The sequence below is a fragment of the Paenarthrobacter sp. OM7 genome, from assembly GCF_029873575.1.
In the GTDB taxonomy this organism is placed as follows: Bacteria; Actinomycetota; Actinomycetes; order Actinomycetales; family Micrococcaceae; genus Arthrobacter.
On sequence record NZ_CP123579.1, the window covers coordinates 2921911 to 2946778 of the forward strand.

22 protein-coding genes and 1 other RNA gene are annotated in these 24868 nt (G+C 61.5%); 5 read left to right on the forward strand and 18 right to left on the reverse strand.

All coding sequences use genetic code 11. The features are described from left to right. The first annotated feature begins 70 nt into the window (after nucleotides 1-70). Together QEH68_RS13490 and QEH68_RS13495 are read left to right on the forward strand one after the other, a co-directional pair. Nucleotides 71-895 (forward strand): class I SAM-dependent methyltransferase, encoded by an 825-nt coding sequence (locus QEH68_RS13490; RefSeq protein WP_280628014.1) that lies wholly within the window; start codon nucleotides 71-73, stop codon nucleotides 893-895. 9 nt (nucleotides 896-904) lie between these two features. Further along, a complete protein-coding gene (locus QEH68_RS13495) occupies nucleotides 905-1618 on the forward strand; it encodes a metal-dependent transcriptional regulator (protein ID WP_207593941.1) in 714 nt (237 codons plus the stop codon). An 18-nt stretch (nucleotides 1619-1636) separates the two neighbouring features. Here the strand turns inward: QEH68_RS13495 and QEH68_RS13500 are convergent, their stop codons facing one another. Then, a complete protein-coding gene (locus QEH68_RS13500) occupies nucleotides 1637-3085 on the reverse strand; it encodes an MFS transporter (RefSeq protein WP_280623113.1) in 1449 nt (482 codons plus the stop codon). Between the two features lie 82 nt (nucleotides 3086-3167). Here QEH68_RS13500 and QEH68_RS13505 point away from each other — a divergent pair, with 82 nt between their 5' ends. After that, nucleotides 3168-3497, forward strand: a complete 330-nt coding sequence (locus QEH68_RS13505) for a hypothetical protein (protein ID WP_280628015.1) — start codon at nucleotides 3168-3170, stop codon at nucleotides 3495-3497. 7 nt (nucleotides 3498-3504) lie between these two features. Here QEH68_RS13505 and QEH68_RS13510 read toward each other — a convergent pair whose 3' ends face one another. The 14 genes from QEH68_RS13510 to QEH68_RS13575 form a co-directional block, all read right to left on the reverse strand. After that, entirely contained in the window at nucleotides 3505-4488 is a 984-nt protein-coding gene (locus QEH68_RS13510) for a trypsin-like peptidase domain-containing protein (protein WP_280623114.1), read from the reverse strand. A 173-nt stretch (nucleotides 4489-4661) separates the two neighbouring features. Next, nucleotides 4662-5030, reverse strand: a transfer-messenger RNA (tmRNA) gene (gene ssrA, locus QEH68_RS13515). Nucleotides 5031-5142: 112 nt separating this feature from the next. After that, complete coding sequence (gene smpB, locus QEH68_RS13520) at nucleotides 5143-5613, reverse strand: SsrA-binding protein SmpB (RefSeq protein WP_017198498.1); 471 nt, start codon at nucleotides 5611-5613, stop codon at nucleotides 5143-5145. A 77-nt stretch (nucleotides 5614-5690) separates the two neighbouring features. Continuing rightward, complete coding sequence (locus tag QEH68_RS13525) at nucleotides 5691-7106, reverse strand: M23 family metallopeptidase (RefSeq protein WP_089595581.1); 1416 nt, start codon at nucleotides 7104-7106, stop codon at nucleotides 5691-5693. A gap of 55 nt (nucleotides 7107-7161) precedes the next feature. Further along, entirely contained in the window at nucleotides 7162-8076 is a 915-nt protein-coding gene (ftsX, locus tag QEH68_RS13530; RefSeq protein ID WP_207593944.1) for a permease-like cell division protein FtsX, read from the reverse strand. Next, nucleotides 8073-8837, reverse strand: a complete 765-nt coding sequence (gene ftsE / locus QEH68_RS13535; RefSeq protein ID WP_017198501.1) for a cell division ATP-binding protein FtsE — start codon at nucleotides 8835-8837, stop codon at nucleotides 8073-8075. Before ftsE ends, ftsX begins: the two co-directional genes overlap by 4 nt. A gap of 190 nt (nucleotides 8838-9027) precedes the next feature. After that, entirely contained in the window at nucleotides 9028-10146 is a 1119-nt protein-coding gene (prfB, locus tag QEH68_RS13540) for a peptide chain release factor 2 (protein ID WP_207593945.1), read from the reverse strand. 76 nt (nucleotides 10147-10222) lie between these two features. Beyond that, nucleotides 10223-10675 (reverse strand): pilus assembly protein TadG-related protein, encoded by a 453-nt coding sequence (locus tag QEH68_RS13545; RefSeq protein ID WP_337339729.1) that lies wholly within the window; start codon nucleotides 10673-10675, stop codon nucleotides 10223-10225. After that, the gene (locus QEH68_RS13550; RefSeq protein ID WP_280623116.1) at nucleotides 10672-11262 is read right to left on the reverse strand and encodes a hypothetical protein; all 591 of its coding nucleotides are present in this window, start codon (nucleotides 11260-11262) and stop codon (nucleotides 10672-10674) included. The genes QEH68_RS13545 and QEH68_RS13550 overlap by 4 nt, the downstream gene beginning before the upstream one ends. Continuing rightward, complete coding sequence (locus QEH68_RS13555; protein ID WP_280628016.1) at nucleotides 11249-11632, reverse strand: TadE/TadG family type IV pilus assembly protein; 384 nt, start codon at nucleotides 11630-11632, stop codon at nucleotides 11249-11251. The genes QEH68_RS13550 and QEH68_RS13555 overlap by 14 nt, the downstream gene beginning before the upstream one ends. A 38-nt stretch (nucleotides 11633-11670) precedes the next feature. Further along, nucleotides 11671-11910 (reverse strand): hypothetical protein, encoded by a 240-nt coding sequence (locus tag QEH68_RS13560; protein WP_280628064.1) that lies wholly within the window; start codon nucleotides 11908-11910, stop codon nucleotides 11671-11673. Nucleotides 11911-12041: 131 nt separating this feature from the next. Further along, entirely contained in the window at nucleotides 12042-12983 is a 942-nt protein-coding gene (locus QEH68_RS13565; protein WP_207594006.1) for a type II secretion system F family protein, read from the reverse strand. Next, nucleotides 12980-13834: a type II secretion system F family protein gene (locus QEH68_RS13570; protein WP_280623117.1), complete on the reverse strand. Its 855-nt coding sequence runs from the start codon at nucleotides 13832-13834 to the stop codon at nucleotides 12980-12982. Before QEH68_RS13570 ends, QEH68_RS13565 begins: the two co-directional genes overlap by 4 nt. Continuing rightward, a complete protein-coding gene (locus QEH68_RS13575) occupies nucleotides 13834-15057 on the reverse strand; it encodes an ATPase, T2SS/T4P/T4SS family (RefSeq protein ID WP_280628017.1) in 1224 nt (407 codons plus the stop codon). Before QEH68_RS13575 ends, QEH68_RS13570 begins: the two co-directional genes overlap by 1 nt. 452 nt (nucleotides 15058-15509) lie before the next feature. Between QEH68_RS13575 and QEH68_RS13580 the strand changes: the two genes are divergently transcribed. Next, nucleotides 15510-18083 carry a GH25 family lysozyme gene (locus tag QEH68_RS13580; RefSeq protein ID WP_348537375.1) on the forward strand — a complete coding sequence of 858 codons (2574 nt, stop codon included), beginning with the start codon at nucleotides 15510-15512 and terminating at the stop codon, nucleotides 18081-18083. Nucleotides 18084-18155: 72 nt separating this feature from the next. Here the strand turns inward: QEH68_RS13580 and QEH68_RS13585 are convergent, their stop codons facing one another. The 3 genes from QEH68_RS13585 to QEH68_RS13595 all read right to left on the reverse strand — a co-directional run bounded on the left by QEH68_RS13585 (nucleotide 18156) and on the right by QEH68_RS13595 (nucleotide 21157). Next, nucleotides 18156-19502, reverse strand: coding sequence for a hypothetical protein (locus QEH68_RS13585; protein ID WP_280623119.1), 1347 nt, complete (start codon nucleotides 19500-19502; stop codon nucleotides 18156-18158). A gap of 207 nt (nucleotides 19503-19709) precedes the next feature. Further along, the gene (locus tag QEH68_RS13590; protein ID WP_207597596.1) at nucleotides 19710-20252 is read right to left on the reverse strand and encodes a hypothetical protein; all 543 of its coding nucleotides are present in this window, start codon (nucleotides 20250-20252) and stop codon (nucleotides 19710-19712) included. Between the two features lie 86 nt (nucleotides 20253-20338). Further along, on the reverse strand, nucleotides 20339-21157 hold the full coding sequence (locus QEH68_RS13595; RefSeq protein WP_280623120.1) for a hypothetical protein: 819 nt from the start codon (nucleotides 21155-21157) through the stop codon (nucleotides 20339-20341). A gap of 439 nt (nucleotides 21158-21596) precedes the next feature. On the opposite strand from QEH68_RS13595, the gene QEH68_RS13600 reads away from it, so the two are divergent. After that, nucleotides 21597-24809, forward strand: coding sequence for a chitobiase/beta-hexosaminidase C-terminal domain-containing protein (locus QEH68_RS13600; RefSeq protein WP_280623121.1), 3213 nt, complete (start codon nucleotides 21597-21599; stop codon nucleotides 24807-24809). Nucleotides 24810-24868 lie beyond the last annotated feature (59 nt).

Consider the following 24868-nt stretch of genomic DNA (forward strand, 5'->3'; position numbering starts at 1 on the left):
CGCTTTACCGCGGCTGCGGTAAATTCGTAGGGTATCTTTTGGCGACCCTGTGAAGGAGTTTTTGGTGGCATTGCCGTCTCCGGCCGCCTCCAGCGGACGGCCCGGCGTTCCCGGACCCGCCGGACCGCGTGGTCCCAAGCTCCACGCTGACCGTCGGAACGAGTTCGGCCAGAGCTTCCAGGACGGTGGCGAGCACTACGATCGAGTGCGGCCCGGTTATCCCCGGGAGTCCGTCGAATGGCTTGTTCCCCAGGGGGCCACGACTGCTGCGGATCTCGGAGCGGGTACTGGCAAGTTCACGGCCCTCCTCGTGGAGCGCGGACTGGACGTTGCCGCCGTCGACCCTTCCACCGACATGCTGGAGCAGCTGCGCAAGTCCCAGCCGCACGTCACCGCGCTGGAGGGAACAGCTGAAGCAACAGGACTGACGGACTCAGCATTCGACGTCGTCAGTGTTGCCCAGGCCTGGCATTGGTGCGACCCACTGGCCGCGAGCACCGAGATAGCCCGTATCCTCCGGCCGCACGGGACCTTGGGACTGGTCTGGAACCAGCTGGATACCGACGTGCCCTGGGTTCATCGGCTCTCGCGCATCATGCATGCCGGAGACGTCCACAAGCCAGGTTTCCGTCCACTGATCGGCCCGGAATTTTCCGGCGTGGAAAGCCACTTCACCCGCTGGTCGGATGCCTTGACGCCCGAAGACATCATGGAGCTGACCAAGTCGCGGAGCTATTATCTCCGCGCCAACGACGCCACCAGGGCGAAAGTCATGGGCAACCTGGAGTGGTACCTCTACGAGCATCTGGGGCACGCACCGGGAGACAGCGTTCCACTGCCGTACGTGACGCAGACTTGGCGGGCGTTCAAGATACGCGCTGCGCGGCCACGGTAGGCTTGAGGTGTGAAGACCAGTACGCCCTCCTCCTCGATTGAGGACTACGTCAAGGTCATCTACTCGTACACAGAGTGGCAAGACAAGCCGATAACGTCCTCCCAGCTTGCCCAGCGCCTGGGTGTGGCTAATTCCTCCGTGTCTGAAATGGTCCGCAAGCTCAAGGACCAGGGACTGGTGGACCACCAGCCCTACAGCGCCATTCGCCTGACACCGGCGGGCATGCGCCTGGCATTGGCCATGGTGCGCCGGCATCGCCTCATTGAGACCTATCTGGTGGAAGAACTCGGGTACAGCTGGGATGAGGTCCACGATGAAGCTGAGATGCTGGAGCATGCAGTGTCGGATACCTTCATCGAGCGCATGTCCGACAAACTTGGCCACCCCGTCAGGGACCCGCACGGTGATCCGATCCCTTCGGCGGATGGCTCCGTTGAACTGCCGCACGCCTACCGCATGATTGAACTGGACCAAGGCCACTCCGGGCGTATCACCAGGATCAGCGACGAAAACCCGGATCTCCTCAGATACCTGGCTGCGGAAGAGATCACCCTCGACGCCCCGGTTGAAGTGGTCGGCCGCAAACCTTTCGGCGGAGCACTGGTGGTGCGGATTGGGAGCGGCACCTCAGGCCGCGAGTTCGATCTCGCCGACGAAGTCACGTCCGCACTCTGGGTCCAGAGCGCTGAAGCCCACGAGGGCTGCGTCCTTCCCGCCCGCTGACCCAACCCCGGCGGGAGCTCAGCCGGGATGCCCGGCCGCCCCGCCGTCGTCGGACGTTGCATCAGGTTGGCTGTCAGCGGCAATCGCCGCCCCCTTGGGCGGATTTCTTATCCCGACGGCGGAAGCTACTGCCCCGGTCAGGAACAGTGCCGCTGTGACCAACAGGGCGTTGTACAAACCATCGCGGCTGAAGATCGGCCCCACGATCAGTCCCGCGAAGGCAATGGTGATCAAGCCGGCAATGCGGGCAACGGCGTTGTTGACCGCCGAACCAATTCCCGCCTCCTCGGGCGGGACAGCACCAAGAATGGCGGCTGTCAGGGGCGCCACCAAGGTAGCCAATCCCACTCCGAAAACAATCTGGCCCGGCAGTACCTGTGTCCAATAATTCAACGGCTCCTGGACCGACAACGACATCAGGAAGCCCACACCACACAGCAGCGGACCCACGGTCATGAACCATCGGGGCCCGTACTTCCCTGCCAAGCCACCAAAATACGAGGCACACAGCATGAGGATGACGGTGCCAGGCAGCAGGGCGATGCCCGCCATAGTGGCAGCCATCCCCCCAACTTGCTGAAGATAGATGCCCAAAACAAAGAACCCCAGGGAAATTCCACCGTAAATGGCCAGCGTTGCCAGGTTGCCCCACCCAAAGTTGCGGATCGCGAAGAGCCTGAGTGGCAGCATGGGCTCGGCAGTCCTTGCCTCATGGAGCAGGAAAAGCACCATGGCTGCGATGCCGGCCACCAGAGGCAACCACACCTGCACGCTCCCCCAGCCCATGCGGCTCTGTTCGATGAACGCAAACACCGGGCCACCGAGGCCCACCATGGCCAGGACGGCTCCGAGGTAGTCAATATGTTTGCTCTTGTCCCTCGCGGCGTCGGATGCCCGGAGACCTGCGAGCATGGGCCAAATGGCAACGGCGGGTATGACATTGATGAAGAAGATGACCCGCCAGGAAAGCAGGTCCACCGCCATGCCGCCAATCACCGGACCCACGATGGCCGCAGCGCTGGTCCAGCCGGACCACTGGCCGATTGCTTTGGATTGGGCCGGACCGGTGAACGAGGTAATAATCATGGCCAGCGAACTGGGGACCAGGAGGGCCCCTGCAATACCCTGCAGTGCCCGCGACACCACCAGGACTTCGCCGGACCACGCCAGCCCACACAAGACCGAGGTCACCGCGAAACCCGCCAGGCCCCATTCGAGGATTCGCGCCCTGCCGAAATGGTCGGACAACGAGCCGGCCACCAGGATCAACGCACCCAAGGTCAGCAGGTACGCGTCTACTACCCATTGTTGGATGACCAGGCCGCCACCGAGCTCCCTGCCGATGGCAGGCAGTGCGAGATTGACCACAAAACCATCGAGGATGGCGATGAACGACGCCACGATCGCCACCACCAGCACGCGTTTCTGTAGCGGAGTACTCGGCAGAAGCGCGGCAGCGTCAGTCATGAGCACAGCCTACGCCCGTGAAGTCCCGTATCGTTGAGTGGTGATCAGCAGACGTGATGCCGCATTGGCCCTTGATATTTCGATGGAAATGGCACAGCGCCACGGTATTCCGTCCAGGCTTTCCGAAGCCGAACTCCGCGACATGCAAGACAATCCCCCCGCTTGGTTGGTGCAGTCGCGCGCCAACCGTACCGGCAAACGCCCCGTCTGGGTCCATCTGACCTGTGCCGTGTGCGGCTATTCCGAGGCCATTAGGCCCAAAAAGTGGTGGCCGGACTTTTCCTTCGTCTATTGCGGTACCCACCGGAGCAGTGACCTTCCCAAGCTCTTCCTCGGGGAAGTACGCAGCGAATACGAGGGGGTCGGCAGCCGCTTCGTGGGCGTCGTCGATGTTCCGGAGAGCAAGGCCTAGCCTCCGTTCACGGCTGGACCATCTCGGAGGGCACCGCAAGAATCTGCACTGGTTTCCCCTCCCGCAGCACGGTCAGGGGGAAGGGTTGGCCAATGGCCTCTTCGAACAACAACTTCTGCAGGCTCTCGGCACTGGACACAGCCCGTCCCTGGGCGCGGAGCACGATGTCCCCGGGTTGAAGTCCGGACAGCTCCGCTGGAGACTGTGGAATCACCTCTACCACCCGCAAGCCTTCCTTCTGCCCCGTCCGTACAACGGCACTGGCATCCAGGGGAATTGGCGTGCTCACCAAGCCCAAATACGCACGGTGCACCCGGCCATCCCTCAGCAGGGACGCGATAATGCGCTGAGTGGTGGTGTTGATGGGCACGGCCAAACCCAGGCCCAATCCTGCTACTGCGGTGTTGATGCCCACGATGCGGCCGCGGGTATCGGCCAAGGCTCCGCCGGAATTCCCCGGATTCAGGGCAGCGTCGGTTTGGATCACATCCTCGATGACCCGCTGGTGTTCGCCCGCCCTGACGGGAATGGACCTGCCCAACCCACTGACGACGCCCGCAGTCACCGAGCCGGCCAGACCCAGCGGGTTTCCCACGGCGATCACCAACTGGCCCACCTTCAGGATTTCGGCATTGCCCAGCACTGCCGGAGGCGGCGTGGACTTCACGCCACGGACCACGGCGAGATCGGATAAAGGATCCGCGCCCACCAACTCCACGTCCGTGTGTCTCCCGTCGGCGAACACAGCCCGGCCGGACCGGATACCAGCCACTACATGGGCGTTCGTCAGCATGTATCCATCGCCGGTGAAGACCACGGCCGAGCCACTGCCCTTGCGGATCTGGCCCCTCCGGCCGGTGCTGGTCATCTCGATGGCGGCGACGTGGGGTGTCACAGATTCCGCAACCCGGACCACGATCTTCGAGTACGCATCCATTGCCTGCTCGTCGTCGTCAGGGTCTTGCAGTTCGAAGTCCGGTTCAGTGCTCATCACATGCCTCCTGCCACCGCTCCGCCGTGGTTCGGCGCTTATCCAGTTCAACCGCCGGCCCTTGGCTGATAGTCCTGCGGACAGTACGCCGTGGGTGAACGTGGAAGTGTCCTGCCTTGGTGCGTTCGGGCATGGAAAAACCCCCGGATCACGATGATCCGAGGGCTTTCCGTGGGTGGAGATGGGGGGAATTGAACCCCCGTCCGATGTCGTTTTGTCAGGGCTTCTCCGGGCGCAGTTCGCGTCGGATTTTCTCGGCCCCAGCCATCCTGCGAACAGGTGGCTGATCCGGGCCCAGTCATCTAAAAGTCCCGTTTACCTCAATGACGAAGGCAAACAGCAGTGGCTATCTAAATGACGCCAGGAACCGGGGCGATAGCAACCCCGGGCTGACGGACTGTCTTACTGCTTAGGCAGCGAGAGCGAAGTCAGTGCGCTTAGATTCGGCACTTATTGGTTTGCAGACAGCGTTTACGAGATAATTCTGCATCCTCGGCCCGCTTCACCTGTCGCGACTAACATCGTCGAAACCGATCATCCCCGTATTTTGTTACCAAACCCGACTGGAACATCGACCTTGTCGAATTCCCTTCGGACTACTCATCATAACGCATGCATCCGGTGGAACATTCCACGGGCGCGGTGGGCGTGGCGCTACCGGCGGTTGCGCTCCCGCAACTCACGCAGCGATTCGCGCTTGTCCTGCTGCTCACGCAGCGTTTGGCGCTTGTCGTAATCCTTCTTGCCTCGGGCTATGGCGATTTCCACCTTGGCGCGGCCATCCAGGAAGTACAACTGGAGCGGCACCACGGTGAAGCCGGACTCGCGGATCTTCTGCGAGATTTTGTCCAGTTCATCGCGATGAAGCAAGAGCTTACGACGCCGGCGCGCGGCGTGGTTGGTCCAGCTCCCTTGGTGATACTCAGGGATATGGATACCTTCCATCCACAACTCGTCGTTGTAGAAGGTGCAGAAGCCGTCCACCATGGAGGCATGGCCTTCACGAAGGGACTTCACTTCTGTTCCCATGAGGGCGATGCCGGCCTCATAGGTGTCCAGGACATGGTAGTTATGCCGGGCCTTCCGATTGGTGGCCACTACCTTACGGCCACTTTCCTTGGGCACGGTAGAACTCCTTGATAGATGCGGATTTCAACTAGTGTACGCCAGTGCCGGGGGCCTCCCGAGCACTGCCCCACACACTAGAGGAGGTTCATGGGATCCACAGCGGAACCGTTCAACCACGTTTCGAAGTGCGCATGGCAACCGGTCGAGTTACCGGTGCTTCCCGAGTAGGCGATCAGTTGGCCGGCAGAAACGCGTTGGCCGTTCGACACCACAATGCTGCTGTTGTGGTAGTAGATGGTGGTCAGCGAATTGCCCTGGACTACGCCATGGGACAGCTTCACACGCCATCCACCGCCGTCGGCTGAGTTCCATCCTGAGTTGAAGACCTCGCCTGCAGCCGCCGCGTAGACCGGAGTGCCACATGCCGCGCCAAAGTCGATGCCGGTGTGCATGTAGCCACCCGTACCGTAGAAGTCGATGGTACCCGGGGGCGTTGCGCGCCAGCCGAATCCGGAGGTGATGGGAACATAACTGGCAAAGGGGTGACGCAGTCCGAAGGCGGACGGCGATCCTGCTGCCGGTGGAACGTACGGCTGCTCTGGTGGGGCCGGACGGCCTTGGGCCGCTGCTGCGGCTGCGGCCGCTGCGGCAGCCTCTTCAGCAAGACGGCGCTGCTCCGCTTCCCAGGCTTCCCTGAGTTTCCGGTCGCGCTCTACGATTTCAGCGGCCACGGTGTTCTGCTCAGCCTTGACGCGGGCCAGATTGGCTTCGATACCCGGTTTGGCAGCCTGAAGCTGCCCATTCAGGCGCGTGGTGTCTTCAATGAGCTTGTCGACTTCGGCTTTCTTGTTCGCAGCCTCGTCCCTTGCCGATTTCTCCCGGTCAAGCGCAGCGTCTGCTTTTGCTTTGAGATCTTGGATCTCTTCTTCGACGGCTACCAGCCGTGCCTGGGAATTCACGTTCGTGGCGTTCTGCTGGGTCAGCTTGGTCATGGCGGCGTTCTGGCTGCGCATGGCCTGGTCAGCCAAGTCCATGGACTCGGTCAGGTTGCCGGACTCACTGGACCCGAACAGAAGGGCGATGTTGGTGGGAACACCACCGGACTTGTAAGCCTGGGAGGCGATCTGACCGATCAGTTTCTTGGTATCAGTGATCTTCTGTTTATCACTTTCCAACTGCTCGGTGATCTTGGCCTTGTTTTGCTGGGCAAGTTCAACCCTGGCCGCCAGAGCTTCAACTTCCTTGACCGCACTCGCCACCCGGCCCTGCGCCTCAAGCAGCGCCTGCTGGGCTCCGGGAAGGCGGCCCTGGTAGATCACCAGGTCGCCGGCAGCCTTGGCGATGTTGGCATCGACAAACTCCAGGGATGCCTGAACCCTGGCGGCTTCAGCTTCAAGTGCGGCCTGCTGGTCTTCAAGGTTGTCGGCCTGGGCAGCGGGCGCGCCCGACAGGAGGCTGACAGCCAGACCCACAGCAAGCACGGCACCCATGATCCGAGCATTGCCCGACGCAAAGCGCCGGCGCAGGGAGATCGGGTCCAACGCGGTCATCAGGAGTCCTTTTCGGTTGTCAGCATGAAGGGTGATCGGGCTTGGGCGGTCATCGCTAGACCTTCAAATACTTGCGGAGGGTCAAAAGCGAGGATATCCCAGCCAAACCCGCACCCAAGGCAATCAGCACGGGCGCGATCACCAGCACCTGGGTGGAGGAAATAAAGGGGGTGTTGAGGAACTGTGTCGACAGCTCACCATTAAGCCAGAAGTGCGCCATCAACCAGAGCGTGACCGAGGCTAGGACGGCCCCCACAACGGCAGCGATAACACCCTCCAGGATGAACGGGAGTTGGATGACTGTTTTGGATGCTCCAACGAGCCGCATGATCCCGGTTTCCCGGCGTCGGCTGAAGGCAGAAAGCCGGATGGTGGTGGTAATGAGAAGCACTGCGCAGAAGATCATGACCACGGCTACGCCCATCGCAGCAACCGACGCACCGTTCATCCAGGAGAAGATGCGCTCCAAAACCTGCCGCTGGTCGCTGACCGTCTCGACTCCCGGCTGGGAGGAGAACGTCTCGCTGATGATCTGGTACTTTTCCGGGTTCTTCATGTTGATCCGGAAGGAAGCCGGCAGCTGGTCCTCGGACACCGAATCCACAATCGGTGAATTGGAGAACTGTTCCTTAAAGTGCGTGTAAGCCTCAGCCTGGGATTCGAACTGGAAATCGTTGATGTATTGCTTGACCGCCGGCGACTCAAGCATGGCCTGCAGGTTTTCCTGCTGCTCCTGGGTGGCCGGACCCGAAGCGCAGCCCACCGCCGTCGAACCGTCGTTGCAAAGGAAGACCGCCACCTGGACTTTGTCGTACCAGTAGCCCTTCATCTGGTTGATCTGCATCTGCAGCATGCCGGCCGCACCGACGAATGTCAGGGAAACGAACGTTACCAGGACCACTGAAATGACCATGGAAAGGTTCCGGCGCAAGCCACTGCCGATTTCCCCCAGGATGAACAGGAGCCTCACAGCTGCGCCCCCTGTGCACGGTTGAGTTCCTCGCCGCTGGCATCCCGCAGGCGGCGCGATTCGCCAACCACCGGAATCATCGAGGTGTAGAGCGCCTTGGCTTCGTCTCGAATAACCTTGCCGTTCTTGAGCTCCACCACCCGGCGGCGCATTTCATTGACGATGTCGTCGTCGTGGGTTGCCATGACTACTGTGGTGCCGTTCTGGTTGATCTTGTCCAGGACTCCCATGATTCCCATCGAGGTGATGGGGTCCAGGTTGCCGGTCGGTTCGTCAGCCAGCAGGATGCCGGGACGGTTTACGACGGCGCGGGCGATGGCCACACGTTGCTGCTCGCCGCCTGAAAGTTCGTGGGGCATGCGCCGCTCCTTGCCCTCCAGGCCTACAGTCTTCAGGACCTCAGGAACGGTTTCGCGGATTATTGAACGGCTCTTGCCAATCACCTGCATCGCGAAGGCAACGTTGGCGAAGACATTCTTCTGCGGGAGCAGGCGGAAGTCCTGGAACACCACGCCGATGCCGCGACGAAGCTTGGGTACACGCCAGCTCGAAATGTTGGCAACGTTCTGCCCGGCAACATACACAGACCCGGACGAGGCTTTGTCTTCCTTCAGGATCAAGCGAAGAAAAGTGGACTTGCCTGAGCCCGAAGCACCTACGAGGAAGGTGAATTCGCCGCGGTTGATCTCAAGGCTGACAGAGTCGAGCGCCGGTCGGGCATTCTGCTCGTAGACCTTGGTGACATTCTCAAATCTGATCATGGCCCTTTAGAACCCCGCCGGACATGACATAGTCGCCCAGTCCAACAGCCGGAGCGCGGGCTTTCGATGGGGGAAGTGAGAGCACCGGCCACTCGACTATACGCACGGGCAGCCCGGATTTACCGGGCTTTGGAGGGTGTGTCGCGGAATCCAGAGCGTTGGCGCGAACCGGACTCCGCCCTTCTCCGTCCTAGCCGGCTGCCGCGTTGCGGTTGCCTGTACGCCAACGGATGCCGGCGTCAATGAAGTCATCGATGTCGCCGTCCAGGACTGCTGAGGTGTTGCCTACTTCATGTTCCGTTCGCAGATCTTTGACCATCTGGTACGGGTTGAGGACGTAGGAGCGCATCTGGTCACCCCAGGACGCCTTGACGTCTCCGGCCAAGGCCTTCTTTTCTGCGTCCTCCTGTTCCTTCTTGACCAGCAGCAATCGGGACTGAAGCACGCGCATGGCAGCGGCACGGTTCTGAAGCTGTGACTTTTCGTTCTGCATCGAGACCACAATGCCCGTGGGGATGTGAGTCAGCCGCACTGCCGAGTCGGTGGTGTTGACCGACTGGCCTCCGGGCCCCGAGGAACGGAAGACGTCAACACGAATTTCGTTATCCGGAATTTCGATGGAGTCCGTCTGTTCGATCAACGGAATAACTTCCACTGCCGCAAAGGACGTCTGTCGGCGGCCTTGGTTGTCGAAGGGGCTGATGCGGACCAACCGGTGTGTTCCTGCTTCGACGCTCAACGTGCCGAACGCGTACGGCGCCTTGACCTCGAACGTGGCGGATTTCAGTCCCGCCTCCTCGGCATAGGACGTATCCATCACGGTGGTGGGGTACCCGTGGCGTTCTGCCCAGCGCAGGTACATCCGCATCAGCATCTCGGCGAAATCTGCCGCGTCAACTCCACCGGCACCCGCACGGATGGTAACCACCGCTTCGCGTTCGTCGTACTCGCCTGCCAACAGCGTGGTGATTTCGAGTTCCGCCAGAGCCTTGCGAATGGACGCCAACTCCTTGGCAGCTTCCGCCATGGAGTCTTCGTCGCCCTCGTCCTGGCCGAGTTCCACCAGGACTTCAAGGTCGTCGATCCGGGAGTCCAGCTTGGAAAGACGCTCAACTTCGGACTGCCGGTGTGACAACCGCGAAGTTATCACCTGGGCAGAAGCCGGGTCATCCCAAAGGTCCGGGGCTCCGGCTTGCTCGCTCAGTTCAGCGATCTCAGCCTTTAGTGCATCAACATCGGTAACGTTCTCGATGGAGCTGTAAGTTGCGCGAAGTGCGCGGATTTCTGCGGGAAAATCTATCTCAGCCATGGTCCTCCCAGCGTACGCTATCCGTCACGCTCCCCCGACGGCTCCGTTCTTTCCTGCCGGACCATGACCCGGACCGTTACTGCGTTAAAGATGAGCGGGCGACCGATCGGGCCTCAACCAGGATCCCGTCCGGCAGGAGGAAGCTGATGACCGGAGGATGGGCCACAGCGGTAAGGACCACTACGGCTGTGCCGCCGGGCTCGCTGCCAGTGCCGGCCGCCAAGGCAAGGCGGTCATGATGGGAAGAGGCGCCAGTGCCGGAGAGGTAGGAGGCTGCCCCGGACCGCACGCGCTCATCCACCAACGACGGTTCAGGGCGGCTCCCGGCCCCTATATCCCCCACCATGAAGGAGTCGGCAGCGGCAAGCGCTGCTCCGTCCGCCAGCGACAACAGTTTCTTGTGCTCCAAATAGACCGCCGAGACGGCCATGACCACTGTCGCCAGAAGGAGCGCAAGCACAACGAAGCCGATAATGAGAACGGCGATCTGGCCGTCTTCGCGGGTTTTTCCGTTGAGCAGCGTCGTCACAGGAAGCGCCCCACTGCTTGAGTGGCCGATGCACTCAACCTGGCGGCACTCAAGCCCACTGTGTCTCCAAAGGGCATCAGGGGCAAGGGAACATCGAGGGTGACCGTCACCGTCACCTTTGCTCCAGCCGACAGACAGTCCGCTCTGTCACACGACACCTCAACCCTGGCGTTGTCCGGGGTATGCCCGTAGTCCCCCAGGGCAAGGAAGACTGCCCGTTCCGCCGCCGCCCCGGCATCGGCAAGCTCATCCCGCGCCACAAACACCTTCGCGGCTTGGTCGGCGGCCCCGACCACCGCAAAAGACCCCCCTTGGATCTGTCCCACCGTCACCACGAAATAGACCACGGGAACCATGAGCAGTACAGCCAGGAACGTAAATTCCACTACGGCACTTCCCTGTTCGCCCCCAAGCGCCCCCGCGCCTGGCCCGAACCTCCTGGCGGGCACCCCGGCTCGATCCCCGGCGGGCACCCCAAAGGAACCGTCAGCGGGCACCCCGGCCGGCCCGGCAGAGAGGCATAGTGCCTGGTGCATCCTTTGCCTGAAGGCTTTGAGCAGGTTCAGGCGTGGCTCAGTGTGCTGCATGACCCTTCACCTCCAGCAAGCCACGGGGACCAACCAGCCCGACAACCGGCAAGGGCGCCGTCACCGTCACCTCCAAGGTGCGGGCTCCGTCCACCATGACGTCGCTGCAAAGGATGTCCCCGGAGAAGTCACTGTTCAAGGCGGAGCGAATCAACTCCGCGGTCCGTGCCCGTGCATCTGCCGGTGTGCGATCCGCCAAGGCCCCATAACGCGCACCGGAGGCCGCGGCATCAATCAGGGTGTTGCGGACGTGCAACACCAAGGTGAGCTGGATGATCGCCATGAAGAACAGCGTCAACAGCGCGCCGACCAAGACAAAGTCGACAACGGCGGACCCGCACTCGTCGGAGGCGTTCCGCCGTTGCTTGATCCGAAGCCCTGGAACAACGGCGGTGTCCGGCCGCACTCCTACTGGCCCACTTTCTCAATCGCCTGATCGAACAAGCCCTCCAAGGCAGGAGCAGCCAGGGCAAGAAGGCCAGCGACCAGGACAGCCGACATCAGAGTAATCATGACCCAGCCAGGCACATCCCCTCGATCCCGGTCCTCGGCACAGGACAGTCCCCTGAACGCGACCGCCATAACCCACGAGCTGCTGACGACGCTCAGGAAGGAGGCGGCGGACAGTCTTCTTGTAATGCGGTTCATTGTTCTCCCCAGGATGAATGGATCGGCGGACGGATATGGCGTGAAGTGATGCGGTGGATTCGGTGGACCGTGCTGCATCCATGGACTGGACTGCTTCGACGGACAAAACCTGGGCGTTCTTGACGGCTGGCTTACAGGCTGATTTCCAGCGCAGCCATGGCCGGGAAGGCAGCGAAGACGACTGTCAGCGGGAGCACCCCGAAAACAAGCGGCACCATCATGGCAATTTCTTTTCTGCCTGCGGACTCCATGAGCTCGCGTTTTGCGGCGTCGCGGACGTCCGCGGCCTGCGCCCGGAGGACATCGGCCAAGGGCGTCCCCCGTTCCACCGCGACCACCAGCCCGTCAAAAAACCTGACCAAAGGCGGCAGCTCCGACCTCATGGAGAACGCGTGGAGTGCCTCCGAAAGTGACTTGCCGGACCTGGCATCAGCGAGGACCAGACCAAACTCTGCAGAAAGTTCCCCACTGGAACTGCGGCTTACCCTGTCCATGGCGCCCATGGCGCTCTCGCCTGCAGCAACGGCGAGCGCCATCAACTCCGCGAGACTGGGAAATTCGGACAGCATCGCCGATTCCCGCTTTTTGATCCGTTGTCCCAGAACATAGTCACGGAGCATGTACCCCCCTGCTGCACCAGTGACGACACAAACAACAAGGAAAGCCGGGCTGAACTGCCCTGCGGCGGCGCTTATCACGACGACAAGTACCGCTACTACGAAACCTGCGCCGGCCCACAGGAGCTGCTCGGCCCGGAAGTCCAGGGTGGATTTGGAAGAGCCAGCACGCGCCAACCTCTTTCCCAGCGCCGCAGACCCGATATTGAACCGGGACATATACGTGATGGCGTCACCAATGATGGGACGCACTATCCTCTCCAGCGGGCCGAACGGTGTGAGGTTATAGGTTGGTGTGCGCAGGAGCCGGGATTCCAGGTTCCGTGATCTCAACTGGGCCTCTATACGGTCCGAAAAGGTGTTTCCGCGCATGAAGGGGAGCCGCACCAGGATCAGCCAGCAACCCGCCCCTAGAAGCAGCCCGTAGAGCACGGCGAACGCGGTGGTAGTGGTCATCGAAGCACCCGCTGATCCTCAGGCAACGCCCCAACCCGCAGCATCACGGAGTAGCTGACAACGGATACCAGCAGCCCACCGAGCAAGACCATGGCTCCTGTGGCCGAGTTGTAGGCCAGCATCGCTTCAGGCCGGCTGGCCATGACAACCAGGACCACCCAAGGCGCCGCTACCGCAAGCCGTGCTGCATTGATGGTCCATGACTGTCGGGCTTCAAGCTCACTTCGCGTGCGCGCGCTGTCTCTCAGGAACTCGGAAAGAGTGCCAAGCATCCGGCCGAGATCCGAACCACCAACCTCGCGGGTCATTCTGAGTGCCTCGATAATACGATCCGCCACAGGATCGGCCAGCCGTGCCTTCAGCCTGTTCAGGGCAGCCTCAAACTGTCCGCCGGATCTGTAGTCCGCCCCAAAGTCCAGGAACAGCAAGCGAAGTTCTTCCGGTCCCTTGTACCCCAATTGGATCAGCGCTTCCGGCAGGGCGAGACCGGCACGTATGGCTGAGCGTAAGTGGTCCACGATGTCCGGCCACAGGAGTCGAAGTGCGGCCCGACGTTTGCGTGCCCGCCAACGGACCGCTGCGAAAGGAACCCACGAAGCAAAGAGGGAAAAGCAGGCTGCAACCGGAGGCGATCCCGTGACGACGTAGAACACCAGCAAGGCGAAGAGACCGAAGCCTGCGCACGTGAGAAGAAGGCCTCCACCCGTGACTTTCTCGATACCGGCTGAGGTGAGCAGCAGCTCAAGGCGCCCGGGGCCTGTCTCCTTCACTTCTACCTGCGGTTGTACCCACGAGGACCACCAGATGAGGAACACCCCAAGGCCGCAGAGGATGCCAAGAAGGGGCGCCATCAGTTCAGCTCCAATAGGGCGGCGACGTCGAATCCTGCCCGGGCGAACTTCTCCGCGGCAGGCATGGAGTTGGCCCGTGGCAGCAGTTGCGCGCCGACCATGCCGAACACACCCGAGGATTCGATGATTCCGTTTTCGACCCTCCGTCCAAGGGAGAGGATCTCAGTCACCTGCCTCCTGCCCGTGGAGTGGCGGCTGCAGTGCACCACGAGGTCGATGCAGGATGCCACTGTGGGCACTACGAAAGCACTGGAAATATTTGCTCCTGCCAGAAGCGGGAGCGTGCAAATCTTGGTCACTGCGTCGTGTGCGGAATTCGCATGGACGGTGCACATGCCTGGCAAGCCGGAGTTAAGCGCAATCAGCATGTCGAGGCTCTCCGCTTCACGAACCTCCCCCACGACCAGCCTGTCCGGGCGCATCCTCAAGGCTTCCTTGACCAACCGCCGCAGCGGAATTTCGCCTCCTCCTTCCAGGTTGGGTTGCCGGCACTGAAGTCCCACGACGTCGCGCAGCGGGAGTTGCAGTTCGAAGATCTCTTCCACCGTAATGACACGTTCACGGGAACCAATGTGTGCGGCAAGGCAGTTCAACATTGTGGTCTTCCCGGCCTGGGTGGCACCCGATACGAGGATATTGAGACCGCTGGCCACAGCTGCTCCAAGGAACCGGGCCGCCTGCGGCGTAAGGCTTCCCAGCTCGACCAAATGCTCCAGGCGGCTTGCCCGGGCAATGAACTTCCGAATGTTGACGGCCCAGTGCTTCCGGGTGATGTCCGGGATGGCGACGTGCAACCGCGAACCATCAGGAAGCGCGGCATCGACGAACGGCGATGAAAGATCCAGCCTGCGCCCCGAACTCTTGAGCATTCGTTCTACAAGGTCCCTGACCTGCTGCTCGGTAAGGCTGATGCCCGTCAGTTCCGATTCACCGTTGCGGGCAACATAGATTTCGTGCGGTGCATTGATCCAGACCTCTTCAATCGCGGCATCGTCCAGGAGTGGCTGCAATGGCCCGAAGCCTGCCACCGCATCGAAGATGTGCCGCCGGGCAGTCTCAAGGTGGCCGAGGGAAGGAAGGGGGCCCAAAAGCGCACGTTCGTCGTAGTCGTTCACTGCCGCTTCCACCAGAAGCCTGACATCCGAAGCCTGCTCGAGGGGATCCAATCCTCTGCGCCGGATGAGCTCCCTGACTTCTCCCTCGACGATCCTTACAGCATCCACTTCTTCCCCCACCGCCCACGAAGTTTGATAAACGAGAGGAACATCTCGCCTCATTCACGCTAAGGGAGCCCCCACACCCCTTCAACCCAGAGGAGCGGGCATGTGGATAACTGTGGATCAGCAGTCACGTCAGCAACCCAAATCCCACTAGTCACTCCAGTTTCAGGATGTTATGGTAAAGCCCGTTAGGAGCTGGCCTTTGGTCTCATGCGCAAGCGCCCGCCCCGGAGCTTGGCCGCAAGCCACCCCATGCGCCGCTGAGCCGCGGTACAGGGCCGGATATAAAGATGAAAAGACGTTCAAGTGACCCGTCCCGCCGGACTCCGCTGGCCCGGGTCGGCCTGGCGCTGACGATCGCCCTGGCAGCGGGCAGTTGCCTTGGATCTCCCGCCTGGGCGGAAACGACCGGACCACGCCCAGCTCCTCCACCGGAGACCCAGTCAGCAACCCCAGTGCCGGAACCAGCAGGTACCGGTGCCCCGGCACCATCCCCCGGCAGCCCGACTCCCGCGGAGACCCAGGTGCCTGGGCAGCAGCAGCCGTTGCCCGCCGTCGGGCCTTCACCTGCAACAGTGCCGCTGCCGGCAGCCGGGTCAACGAACGATTCCCAAGCGCAGCCGCCCTCAACGATGGCCATGCCCGGCAACGCCCCGAACGCTGAAGCGATGAAGGCGGCTATGCTGGCAGCCATCCCGGCGGGCGGCGCAGAAATGGGCCAACGGTCTCCCCGGGTGCTGGCAGCCAAGCAGGGCAAAGACGCCTTGGGAGCGTCGGGGTCACGGGCAGTAGGAGGCACAGTCAACGCCGCCGTCCCCTTGGCCGCCGATCCGGGCCATTGGCGGCCCACTATCGGCATTGCAGGACAGGATGTCAGTGCCCACCAAGGAAACGTGAACTGGCAAAGCCAGTGGAACCAAGGATCCCGTTGGGCGTACGTCAAGGCATCCGAAGGCAATTACTACCTCAACGAGAACTACACACAGCAGTACAACGGATCCCGCAATGTGGGCATGGTGCGGGGTGCCTATCACTTCGCCATCCCCAACTGGTCATCAGGTGCTGATCAAGCACGGTACTTCGTAGCGAACGGTGGTGGCTGGACGGCTGACGGGTACACCCTCCCGCCGGTCCTGGACATCGAATACAACCCCTATGCCGGGCGAACCATCAACGGGTTCTACTTCGGGAACACCTGCTATGACATGTCCAAGGCGCAGTTGGGGCAATGGGCAGCTGACTTTGGGAACACCGTAAAGGCCCTGACCGGCCGCTTCCCGGTCATCTACAGCACCACCGATTGGTGGAACACCTGCGTTGGCAACACGACGTTCGGCAGCTATCCACTCTGGATTGCTTCCTATTGGAACAATCCCACCAACTCACCCGGCTCCATGCCGGTCAGTTGGGGCAACTACACCATGTGGCAGTACAGCAGCACCGGCCCCTTCGAAGGCGATTCAAACATCTTCAACGGCAGCTACGACCAGCTGCGGACCTTTGCCCGCGGGGTTTCATATCCTTCCAATCCGTCCATTAAGTCAGCCGCAGACATCCTGACCACCAGCGCGGCAGGACGTTTGGACGCTTTCCCGGCGAATGGGGCCGGCAGAATCACCGGCCCTGTGGCCATCGGCTCGGGATGGTCCGGCGCGAAGGCGCTCTACGTGGTGGACTGGAACCAGGACGGAGTCCAGGACATCCTCTCCCAGTGGTCCGACGGGACGCTGAAGGTCTTCCGGGGAGCTCCCGGGGGTTCTTTCTACGCGCCCATCCAAGTGGGTTCCGGCTGGCAGGAAATGTCCCTGACCGTAGGCTGGTGGAACGTCAAGGATGCCTATCCCGGAGTGATCGGCCAGGACTATCGGGGGAACCTGTACAGATACTCGAACAGTAGCGGCGGCGGACTCGGGAACGGTGTCCTGATAGGAACCGGGTTCAGCGGACACCAACTGAACCAGATCGACTTCGACGGCGACGGCAACCAGGACATTGTCACACGCACAACGGACGGCACCCTGCGGCTTTTCCGCTCCAACGGTGTGGGCAGCTTCATCAGCGAGCCGGGTCGGGTCATTGGTTCGGGCTGGGGTGGCATGACGGCAGTGAGCTCAGCAATCAACTTCAATGGAGCGGACTCGCAGGGACTCCACGCCCGGGCCTCGAACGGAGACCTCTACTATTACCCCGCCGGTTCCGGATCGTGGGGTAACCGCAGCCTTATCGGCGTGGGGTGGAACGATGCAAGCCTCATCAGCGGTGCAGCACTGGACGTGGAGTCCACCCTTGGGATTGACCAAGAGGACATCGTGGCAGTCCGCCCCGATGCCAATCTCTACCGCTACCCGGGAACCGGCACCACTGCATTGTTGCCCGAAGACCTCATTGGCACTGGCTGGGCGGGGTTGAAGGCGGGCTTCGTCACGGACTGGAACGGCGACGGCGCCTTGGACATCGTGGCGCAGTGGTCCGACGGCCGCTTGAACGTCTATCCCGGCAGGAACGGCAGCGGCTTTGGAGCCGCGATCTCACTGGGGAGCAACTGGAAAGACTGGACGCTGAGTGTCGGCACGTGGAAGAAAGCTGACGCACATCCCGGAATTGTGGGATATGACGCCACGGGCCGGTTGTACTACTTCAACAATCCCACCGGAAGAACCGTTTCCACCGGTGTATCCATTGGCGTCGGCTGGACGGGCCTGGAGATCACACAGGTGGACTTCGACAAGGATTCCAATGCCGACCTCCTCGTCAAAACGGGCACCGGCGATCTCAAGCTGTACCGATCCAACGGGTCCGGCAACTTTATCCAGGAATCCGCCGGCGTTGTGGGCACGGGCTGGAATGTAATGTCAGATTTTGCAGCGATCCGTGGTTTCGCAGGTGCCGGTTCGCTGGGCATCATCGGGAAGACCACCGTCGGGGACCTGCGATACTACCCCGTGGGCGCCAACAGGTCGTGGGGAACACCAACCAAGATTGGTACGGGCTGGAGCAACCTGACAATTCTGGCACCGGCTGCCAGGTAGCGGCCGGGGTCATAAAGTGATGGCGGGCCTGCCCAAGGATTCCTCGGGCGGGCCCGCCAACTTTCGCACACTTTAGGCAAGCAAGGCATTCATCGCATTGACAAGCGTCGTCTCCACACCATTGGTACCCGCTTTGAAATGAGCCAAATGTCCATACACCGTCATTGAGCCACCGGCAATTCCCGGGAAATCAGGCTCCCATCCACCCTCATAGCTGCCCAGCGGCATGAACGGTGGAAAGAATTCATTGCTTGGGATATAGCAGCATGATTCATTTGCATAACCTCCAACAATAATTCCGTTGTTCCCGCCATTCCTGCTCCGGAAGTAGGCTGCGTACCCGCTGACGAGCTCCCCACCAATCATGGCAATTTTTAATTGCGGGCTTCCGTTGAATTTCCATACCTGGAAGGGTGACGGCACAGCCGTTTCAATACTGTTGCTGTCGATCCGCCCGATCATGACCTGCGCATGGCGCTGGTACCACTGGGGTTGGCCGTTGGGGTTGGCGAGCCGGGCTACATAGGAAGCGCGGACTGCGGCCAGGTTTCCTGCTGTTGGGGTTATATCCAGCGGCAACTGGACCTCCTGGTACCGCGTGACCATGGGGCCGCTCAGCGCACGCCCGGCCGATTGCATGTTTGAGTGCACCGTGGCACCCAACGCGTCCCCGTGCTGATCCCGTAGTTGCCAACTGCGGACTCCACCCGGGTCCTGGTCACCGGCCGGCCCCTGAACGAACATTGCAAAACAATTCGGGTTCCGGTTCTCAATATAATTGCAGGCACCTGCGGCGAAATCACCATCAAAAAGTGTCCGAAGCCCAGCACTGATGGGGTGGCATCCATAGCTGAAAATCACTGCAGCCGGCGTACCATTGCCCCGCCTGGCCACCAGAATCGGCACGGCAGTCTCGGTGTATGGCAACCCAACCCGGTTGGCGGAAAAATTCTGGGTCGAAACTTTATAGTCGAAAGTCACCGCCGTTTCATCCGCATCCAGCGCTTCCTGGGCAAGGTTGACTATGGTGTCTTCAAGATCGGCACTGTAGGAACGCACCAAACCCAGGTCCGCGAGCCCATACGCCATGAAGGGGTGAAGGGTATCAATCAATGCGGGTCCATTATGCGTATGGGTTGCCTGGATCAGGATGTCGCTGCTGGACCACGAGGTAAGGTCAATGATCCTGTCACGGATCCTTTGATGCATGGCCCGCGGCAAAGCCAGGACGTCCAGGCTGATAATGATGTGGGGGTGGGCGTCTTCCCAGATAAGAATCGCCCGTGCATACAACGGCTCAAACGGTGAGCTGCTGGTGGCCTCGCGTCCACCGTCAGTCGAACCATATCCGGCCATGTAGGGATTGGTGCTCAGCGACGGCGTTATGTCAGCGCTTGCAGTTCCAATTCTGAACGCCATAAAAGATCACTCCTTGATTGTGCGCAACGGGTGATCTTTGTTTTCTCTGCAACAAAGTCCGTTTCCCGGATACGCTGAACAGCCAATACGTGAGACCACTTTCATTAGACCATGTGATCCCGCAATTTTGTGTGGTTGGAAGGGATGGATATCGGCCTCTATAAGTGGCGTCCCGGCCTTGTAAATCCTGCCGGGGCCCACCCATATTCAGCTTTGCAGGGGTACTGCCGTCTTCAGCCACCTGGTGAGCTGGGCAGCCTGCGGAGCCAACGGAGCCAGCGTCAAAGCGCCCTTGACTACGGGTATGCCGTACGCGGCGAGTGAAGCTGCAAGTGTCCTGTGATCCGTGCGTGTGCAGGCCCTGATAATGAGCAGGCACAAAGCGGAGTCCTGTCCAGGCGCCGCCCCGGCCGCAACAGCCGCGTTGACGGCTGCCCGTTCTTCCGGAGTCAGGAGGTGCGGGCCGTTTCCGACGTAGACCACTTGGCAGTCAGTGACGTGCATGTACCGGGTGGAAGCCCAGACTTCCTCGAGGCTCGAAAATTTGCCAATGAGACTGCCATCTGCCGCTGTACACGTGAACTGGTACCGGATCAGAGGTTCCGGACGCTCAATGGGGACCTTGTCGTCGCTCGCGATAACCGGTGCCATATCGAGTGCGGCTGGTTGGGAAGTATCTACTTTGGTTCCTGAACAACCGGCCAGGGCAAGACCTGCCACACCGAGTTGAAGAACACTGCGCCTGCGCATGTTCACCGAGGGATCCCCACTTCATTCGGATGCTCCCCAGCTCCGCATGCATTGGTTATTCGCCCCAAGCCGTTTCCGGCTGCGTCTTAGTACATCTTCCCCCAAATTCCGCATTTGTCACTAGTAAACTTCTGGCCCGGCTTCAGTTCCACTGCGTTACCCGCCTCCGCAAGGCCACCGTTGGCAACAACGGAGCCGTCCTGGCTCGTGATGGACCATGCGCAACCGCCCGTCTCGACGGCCGGTTTAATCAACTGCCATCGCCCCGGCTCTTGGTTCTCGCCCGCCACGTGGGTCCCATCTCCCACCCTGGCGCCCTCTGCCCAAGCGGCAATGATCTTTCCCTGTGGAGCGTCCGGACAGAATTCCGCCGCTGCCAGCAACGTCGCCCTACTTGCTTCGGCAAATCCGCCTGGCCCGGTTTCATCACTGATCCTTGTGCAGAGGCGAAGGATATCCAGCATGGTTTCCAACCCGTCATCAGCTGCCACGCCTTGCGGCGCAGCTGTCGAAATGGCTTCAGCTTCCCGGGGCGTGGGCTCAAACTGCCCGTCCCCCTCGAACGTGACGCCACACGAATCCATGCGGGTGTAATTCGTGGCAGCCCAAACCTCCGCCAAGCTCGACAATTGGACTTCGGGCGATGCGTCAAGGCTCGTGCAGAGGTAGGAAAAGCGGCCCGGTTCGTCGTCGCCCGCTGCCGGGGCAACGCCGCTCGGTTCGCTGCTTCCCGGAGCAGTTTCGCTGCTTCCCGGAGCGGACGACGGCGGCTGGCCGGGCCCGGCGGTGGCGCTGGCATTGCTGGTCGCCGGCGAACCGGTTCCAGCGGGTGGCTCGGACGACGGCACAGTGCAGGCGGCCAGCGCCATCACTATCGGCACCGCCATCAGGAACAGTCTGCGCATTGTGACCTCCACCTCAATCGTGCGGTGCAGCCGTTGTGCGGTCAAGACGGACGGCCCGCGGGGCCCAAGGTGGACCTCTTCCGGACTTTGGTAGTGACAAATGTGAAAATTGGTGGAAGATGGACGTAGACGCAGCCGGAAACGGCGTGGGGCGAATAACCAATGCATGCGGAGCTGGGGAGCATCCGAATGAAGTGGGGATCCCTCGGTGGACACGCGCAAACGCAGTGTTCTTCAGCTTGGTTTGGCATGTCTTGCCTTCGCCGGTCGCTCAAGAACCTTTTCCAAAACTCCCCGTCACCTTGCATCCCGCAGGGCGGCCGGCAGTCGGCAACACCACAAACTCACGGCAGTCCTGGCCACAGCCAGCCTCGCAACGGCGGCACTTACCGGTGTGCTGACTGCAGGCCCGGCTTTTGCTGATCAGGCACGTCAAACCGTGGCTACCGGTCTCACCAAAGCTGCCGGCACCGTTGTAGACCCGGACGGACGCTTATGGGTTTCCGATGCACGCGCAGGATTCTGCCGCATAACAGAGGCGTCCGGCGCCACCGCCGGTAGCCTCGAAACCAGCACTTGCCTGGGCGGGACGCTGCCCGGTCACGACAGCGGTCCGGCCCTGGCCGGTACACCCGCCATGATCGATCCGTCGCCTGCCAGCCACGGCGATGGTGATGAAATCGCCTTCATTCCGGATGCCGCCGTCGGAAGTTCCGACGTCGTACGCGCGCTCTGGAACCCTGATGGTGGTGTCTTCGAATACGACGGCGCGCTGACCATCTTCGACGGGGACCTGCGCCCGAACGCCGTCAGCGACGGCCCGGACGGCAATATCTACCTGTCGTTCGCCAACGCGCGGTCAATCGTCAAGATCGTGAATCCTACGGCACTGCACCCGAGCATCGAGTCCATCGCGTCCGTCAATTCCAGTTCCCTCAGCCTTGCGGCGACGCACCGCAACAGCGCGGGCAACGTCGTGGTGTACGTTGCCGAAACCTCTGGCCTGACAGTCTTTACCGCCCCCGACGACGGCGTCCTGACCAACTATGTCCCAGCACCCCTCTATAACGTCGGCAAGCCGACGGCCATCTACTATGACTGGCAGTCGCCCCTGGTCCTCTACACAGGAACCGGCGGCGGAACCACCACAGCCGACGTCGGCAAGGACACCATCACCCGCATCGATCTGAGCACGGACACGGTCAACAACCAGTGGGCCCTCGGCTTCAGCAAGGTCGGCGGCCTGGCCATGCGTGACGGCAAACTCCTGGTGATGGAAGATCCGGGACAACTGGATCCTGCCAAACCCGCTGAGCGAGGAAGGCTGCTCACCTTGGGTGGTGTTGTTCCCTCCATCGTCAGCGGTCCGACTGCGGCCAACGGAACCCAGGCAGCAAACCCGGCGTTCACCAACGACTCCACACCAACCTTCACTGTCGCCTCTACGCCTCCGGGCGGGGCCCTTGAATGCAGTCTTCAACTAAGCACAGCGACGCCGGTTTGGCAGGTATGTACCGGCGGAACCTTTACACCGTCAACTGCTCTGGCCAACGGCGCCTACACGTTCTCGGTGAGGGCCGCACCAACAGGCCTTCCTGTTTCACGGGCCTTCACGGTCGATGTCACCGCACCCGCCGCTCCGGTCATTACCTCACCCACGGCCGGTGCAACCGTCAACGGCTCGCCTGTCCTGGGTGTCACCTCCGACCCTGATTCGGCCCTGTCCTGCTCGGTGGATTCCACCACGACGTACACAGCCTGCACCAACGGCCAGGTGCTCACCTTGGCAACCGCAGGTCAGCACGTGCTGCGCGTCAGGGCCACGGACATGGCCGGCAACGTCAGCCCGGTGGCGTCGGTGACAGTCACCGCCGACCTGACTCCACCACAGGTCTCCATCAGTTCGCCGGCAGAGGGAGCAACGGTGGGCATCTCGCCGTCGTTCACCTTCGCGTCAACGGCCACGGATATTGCGGGGTTCCGGTGCAAGCTCGGCTCCAACGCCTACACTGCATGCACCTCGCCCAAGGCTTACACCAACGTTCCCAGTGGTCCCGTCACCTTCACGGTGGAAGCGAGGGACAACGCTGGAAACACGTCCACTGCCAGCAGGAATGTGACGGTGTTTGCTGCGGACACAGCACCACCAGTGGTTTCCGTGGACCCGGCTGGAGGCACCTATGGAGCCGGGAAGTCCATCACGTTGTCGGCCAACGAAGCAGCCACCATCTACGTCACCAAGGATGGCACAGTGCCTACGACGTCGAGTCCCGTGTACTCGGGCCCGATTCCGTTGACGTCGCTGACCCTGAAGTACTTCGCGCGGGACACTGCAGGAAATTCCTCGGCTGTGGCCACGCAGACGTACATACTCGACAACACCGCTCCAACCCTGACCGTGGCACCAGCAGCCGGAGGATATGCCTCGGGACAACTTGTCACCATGTCCTCGAGCGAACCGGGCAACATCTTCTACACTACCGATGGCACCACCCCTGCCACGGCCGCCTCGGGAAGCACCAAGGCCTACACAGCGCCCTTTGCCCTCACGGGCAACACCACCGTGAAGGCCCTTGCTGTTGACGCCTATGGAAACGCCTCTGCGGTGACCACACGGGCCTACACCCTACTGGATACGACACCTCCCGTGGTTACGGTGACCCCGCCTGCGGGCAGCTATCCCGCCAACCAGCAGATCACGCTGGCGGCGAATGAGGTTGGTGCGAGTATCTACTTCACCACCAATGGCACGAATCCGACCGCTACAGCCGCCAACAAGTACTCCACGGCCATCACCCTCACAGCAGCGATGACTCTGAAGTACTTTGCAGTGGACACATCCAACAACAGTTCGGCAATCGTCACCCAGGCCTACACCGTGACAGCGCCACCGGCGAACACCTGGAAGGACTACACCGGAGATGCAAAGAACGACGTCGTGGCGCGCGACAACGCCGGCACGCTCTGGCTGTACCCGGGGAATGGAGCCGGAGGTTGGTTGGCCCAACGCTCGCTCGGCACCGGGTGGAACTCGTTGAATGCCATTGTCCCCACCAAGGACTTCAACGGGGACGGACGCAGCGACGTCCTGGCCAGGGATACCAACGGCGTTCTGTGGCTCTACCCTGGAAATGGATCAGGAGGCCTCCAGACCCGCGTTCAAGCAGGCACAGGCTGGTCCGGCATGACGCTGATCCTGGCGCCGGGCGACTTCAACGGCGACGGGAAGGCAGACGTCCTCGCTAGGGACTCCGCCGGAATACTGTGGCTCTACCGGGGCAACGGTACTGGCGGCTTCGCCTCAAGCGCCCAGGTGGGTACCGGGTGGAACTCCATGAATGCCATCCTCAGTACCGGGGACTTCAACGGCGACAGCAAGACCGATGTCCTTGCCCGGGACACGTCAGGCATTCTCTGGCTCTACCCCGGCAACGGTACCGGAGGCTGGCTTAGCCGGGTCCAGGTGGGAAGCGGATGGAGTGGCATGACCGCCATCCTCGGGCCGGGCGACTTCAACGGCGACGGCAAAAATGACGTCCTCGCCCGTGATGCCGGCGGCAACTTGTTCCTGTATCCCGGCAACGGGACTTCTGGATGGCTCTCCCGGAGCCAGGTCGGCTGGGGCTGGGGAGGATTCACGTCCCTGCCGTAGGAAGGCAAAACAGGGAGGGGCCCGGACGCCAACGCGTCCGGGCCCCTCCCCTGTTTCAA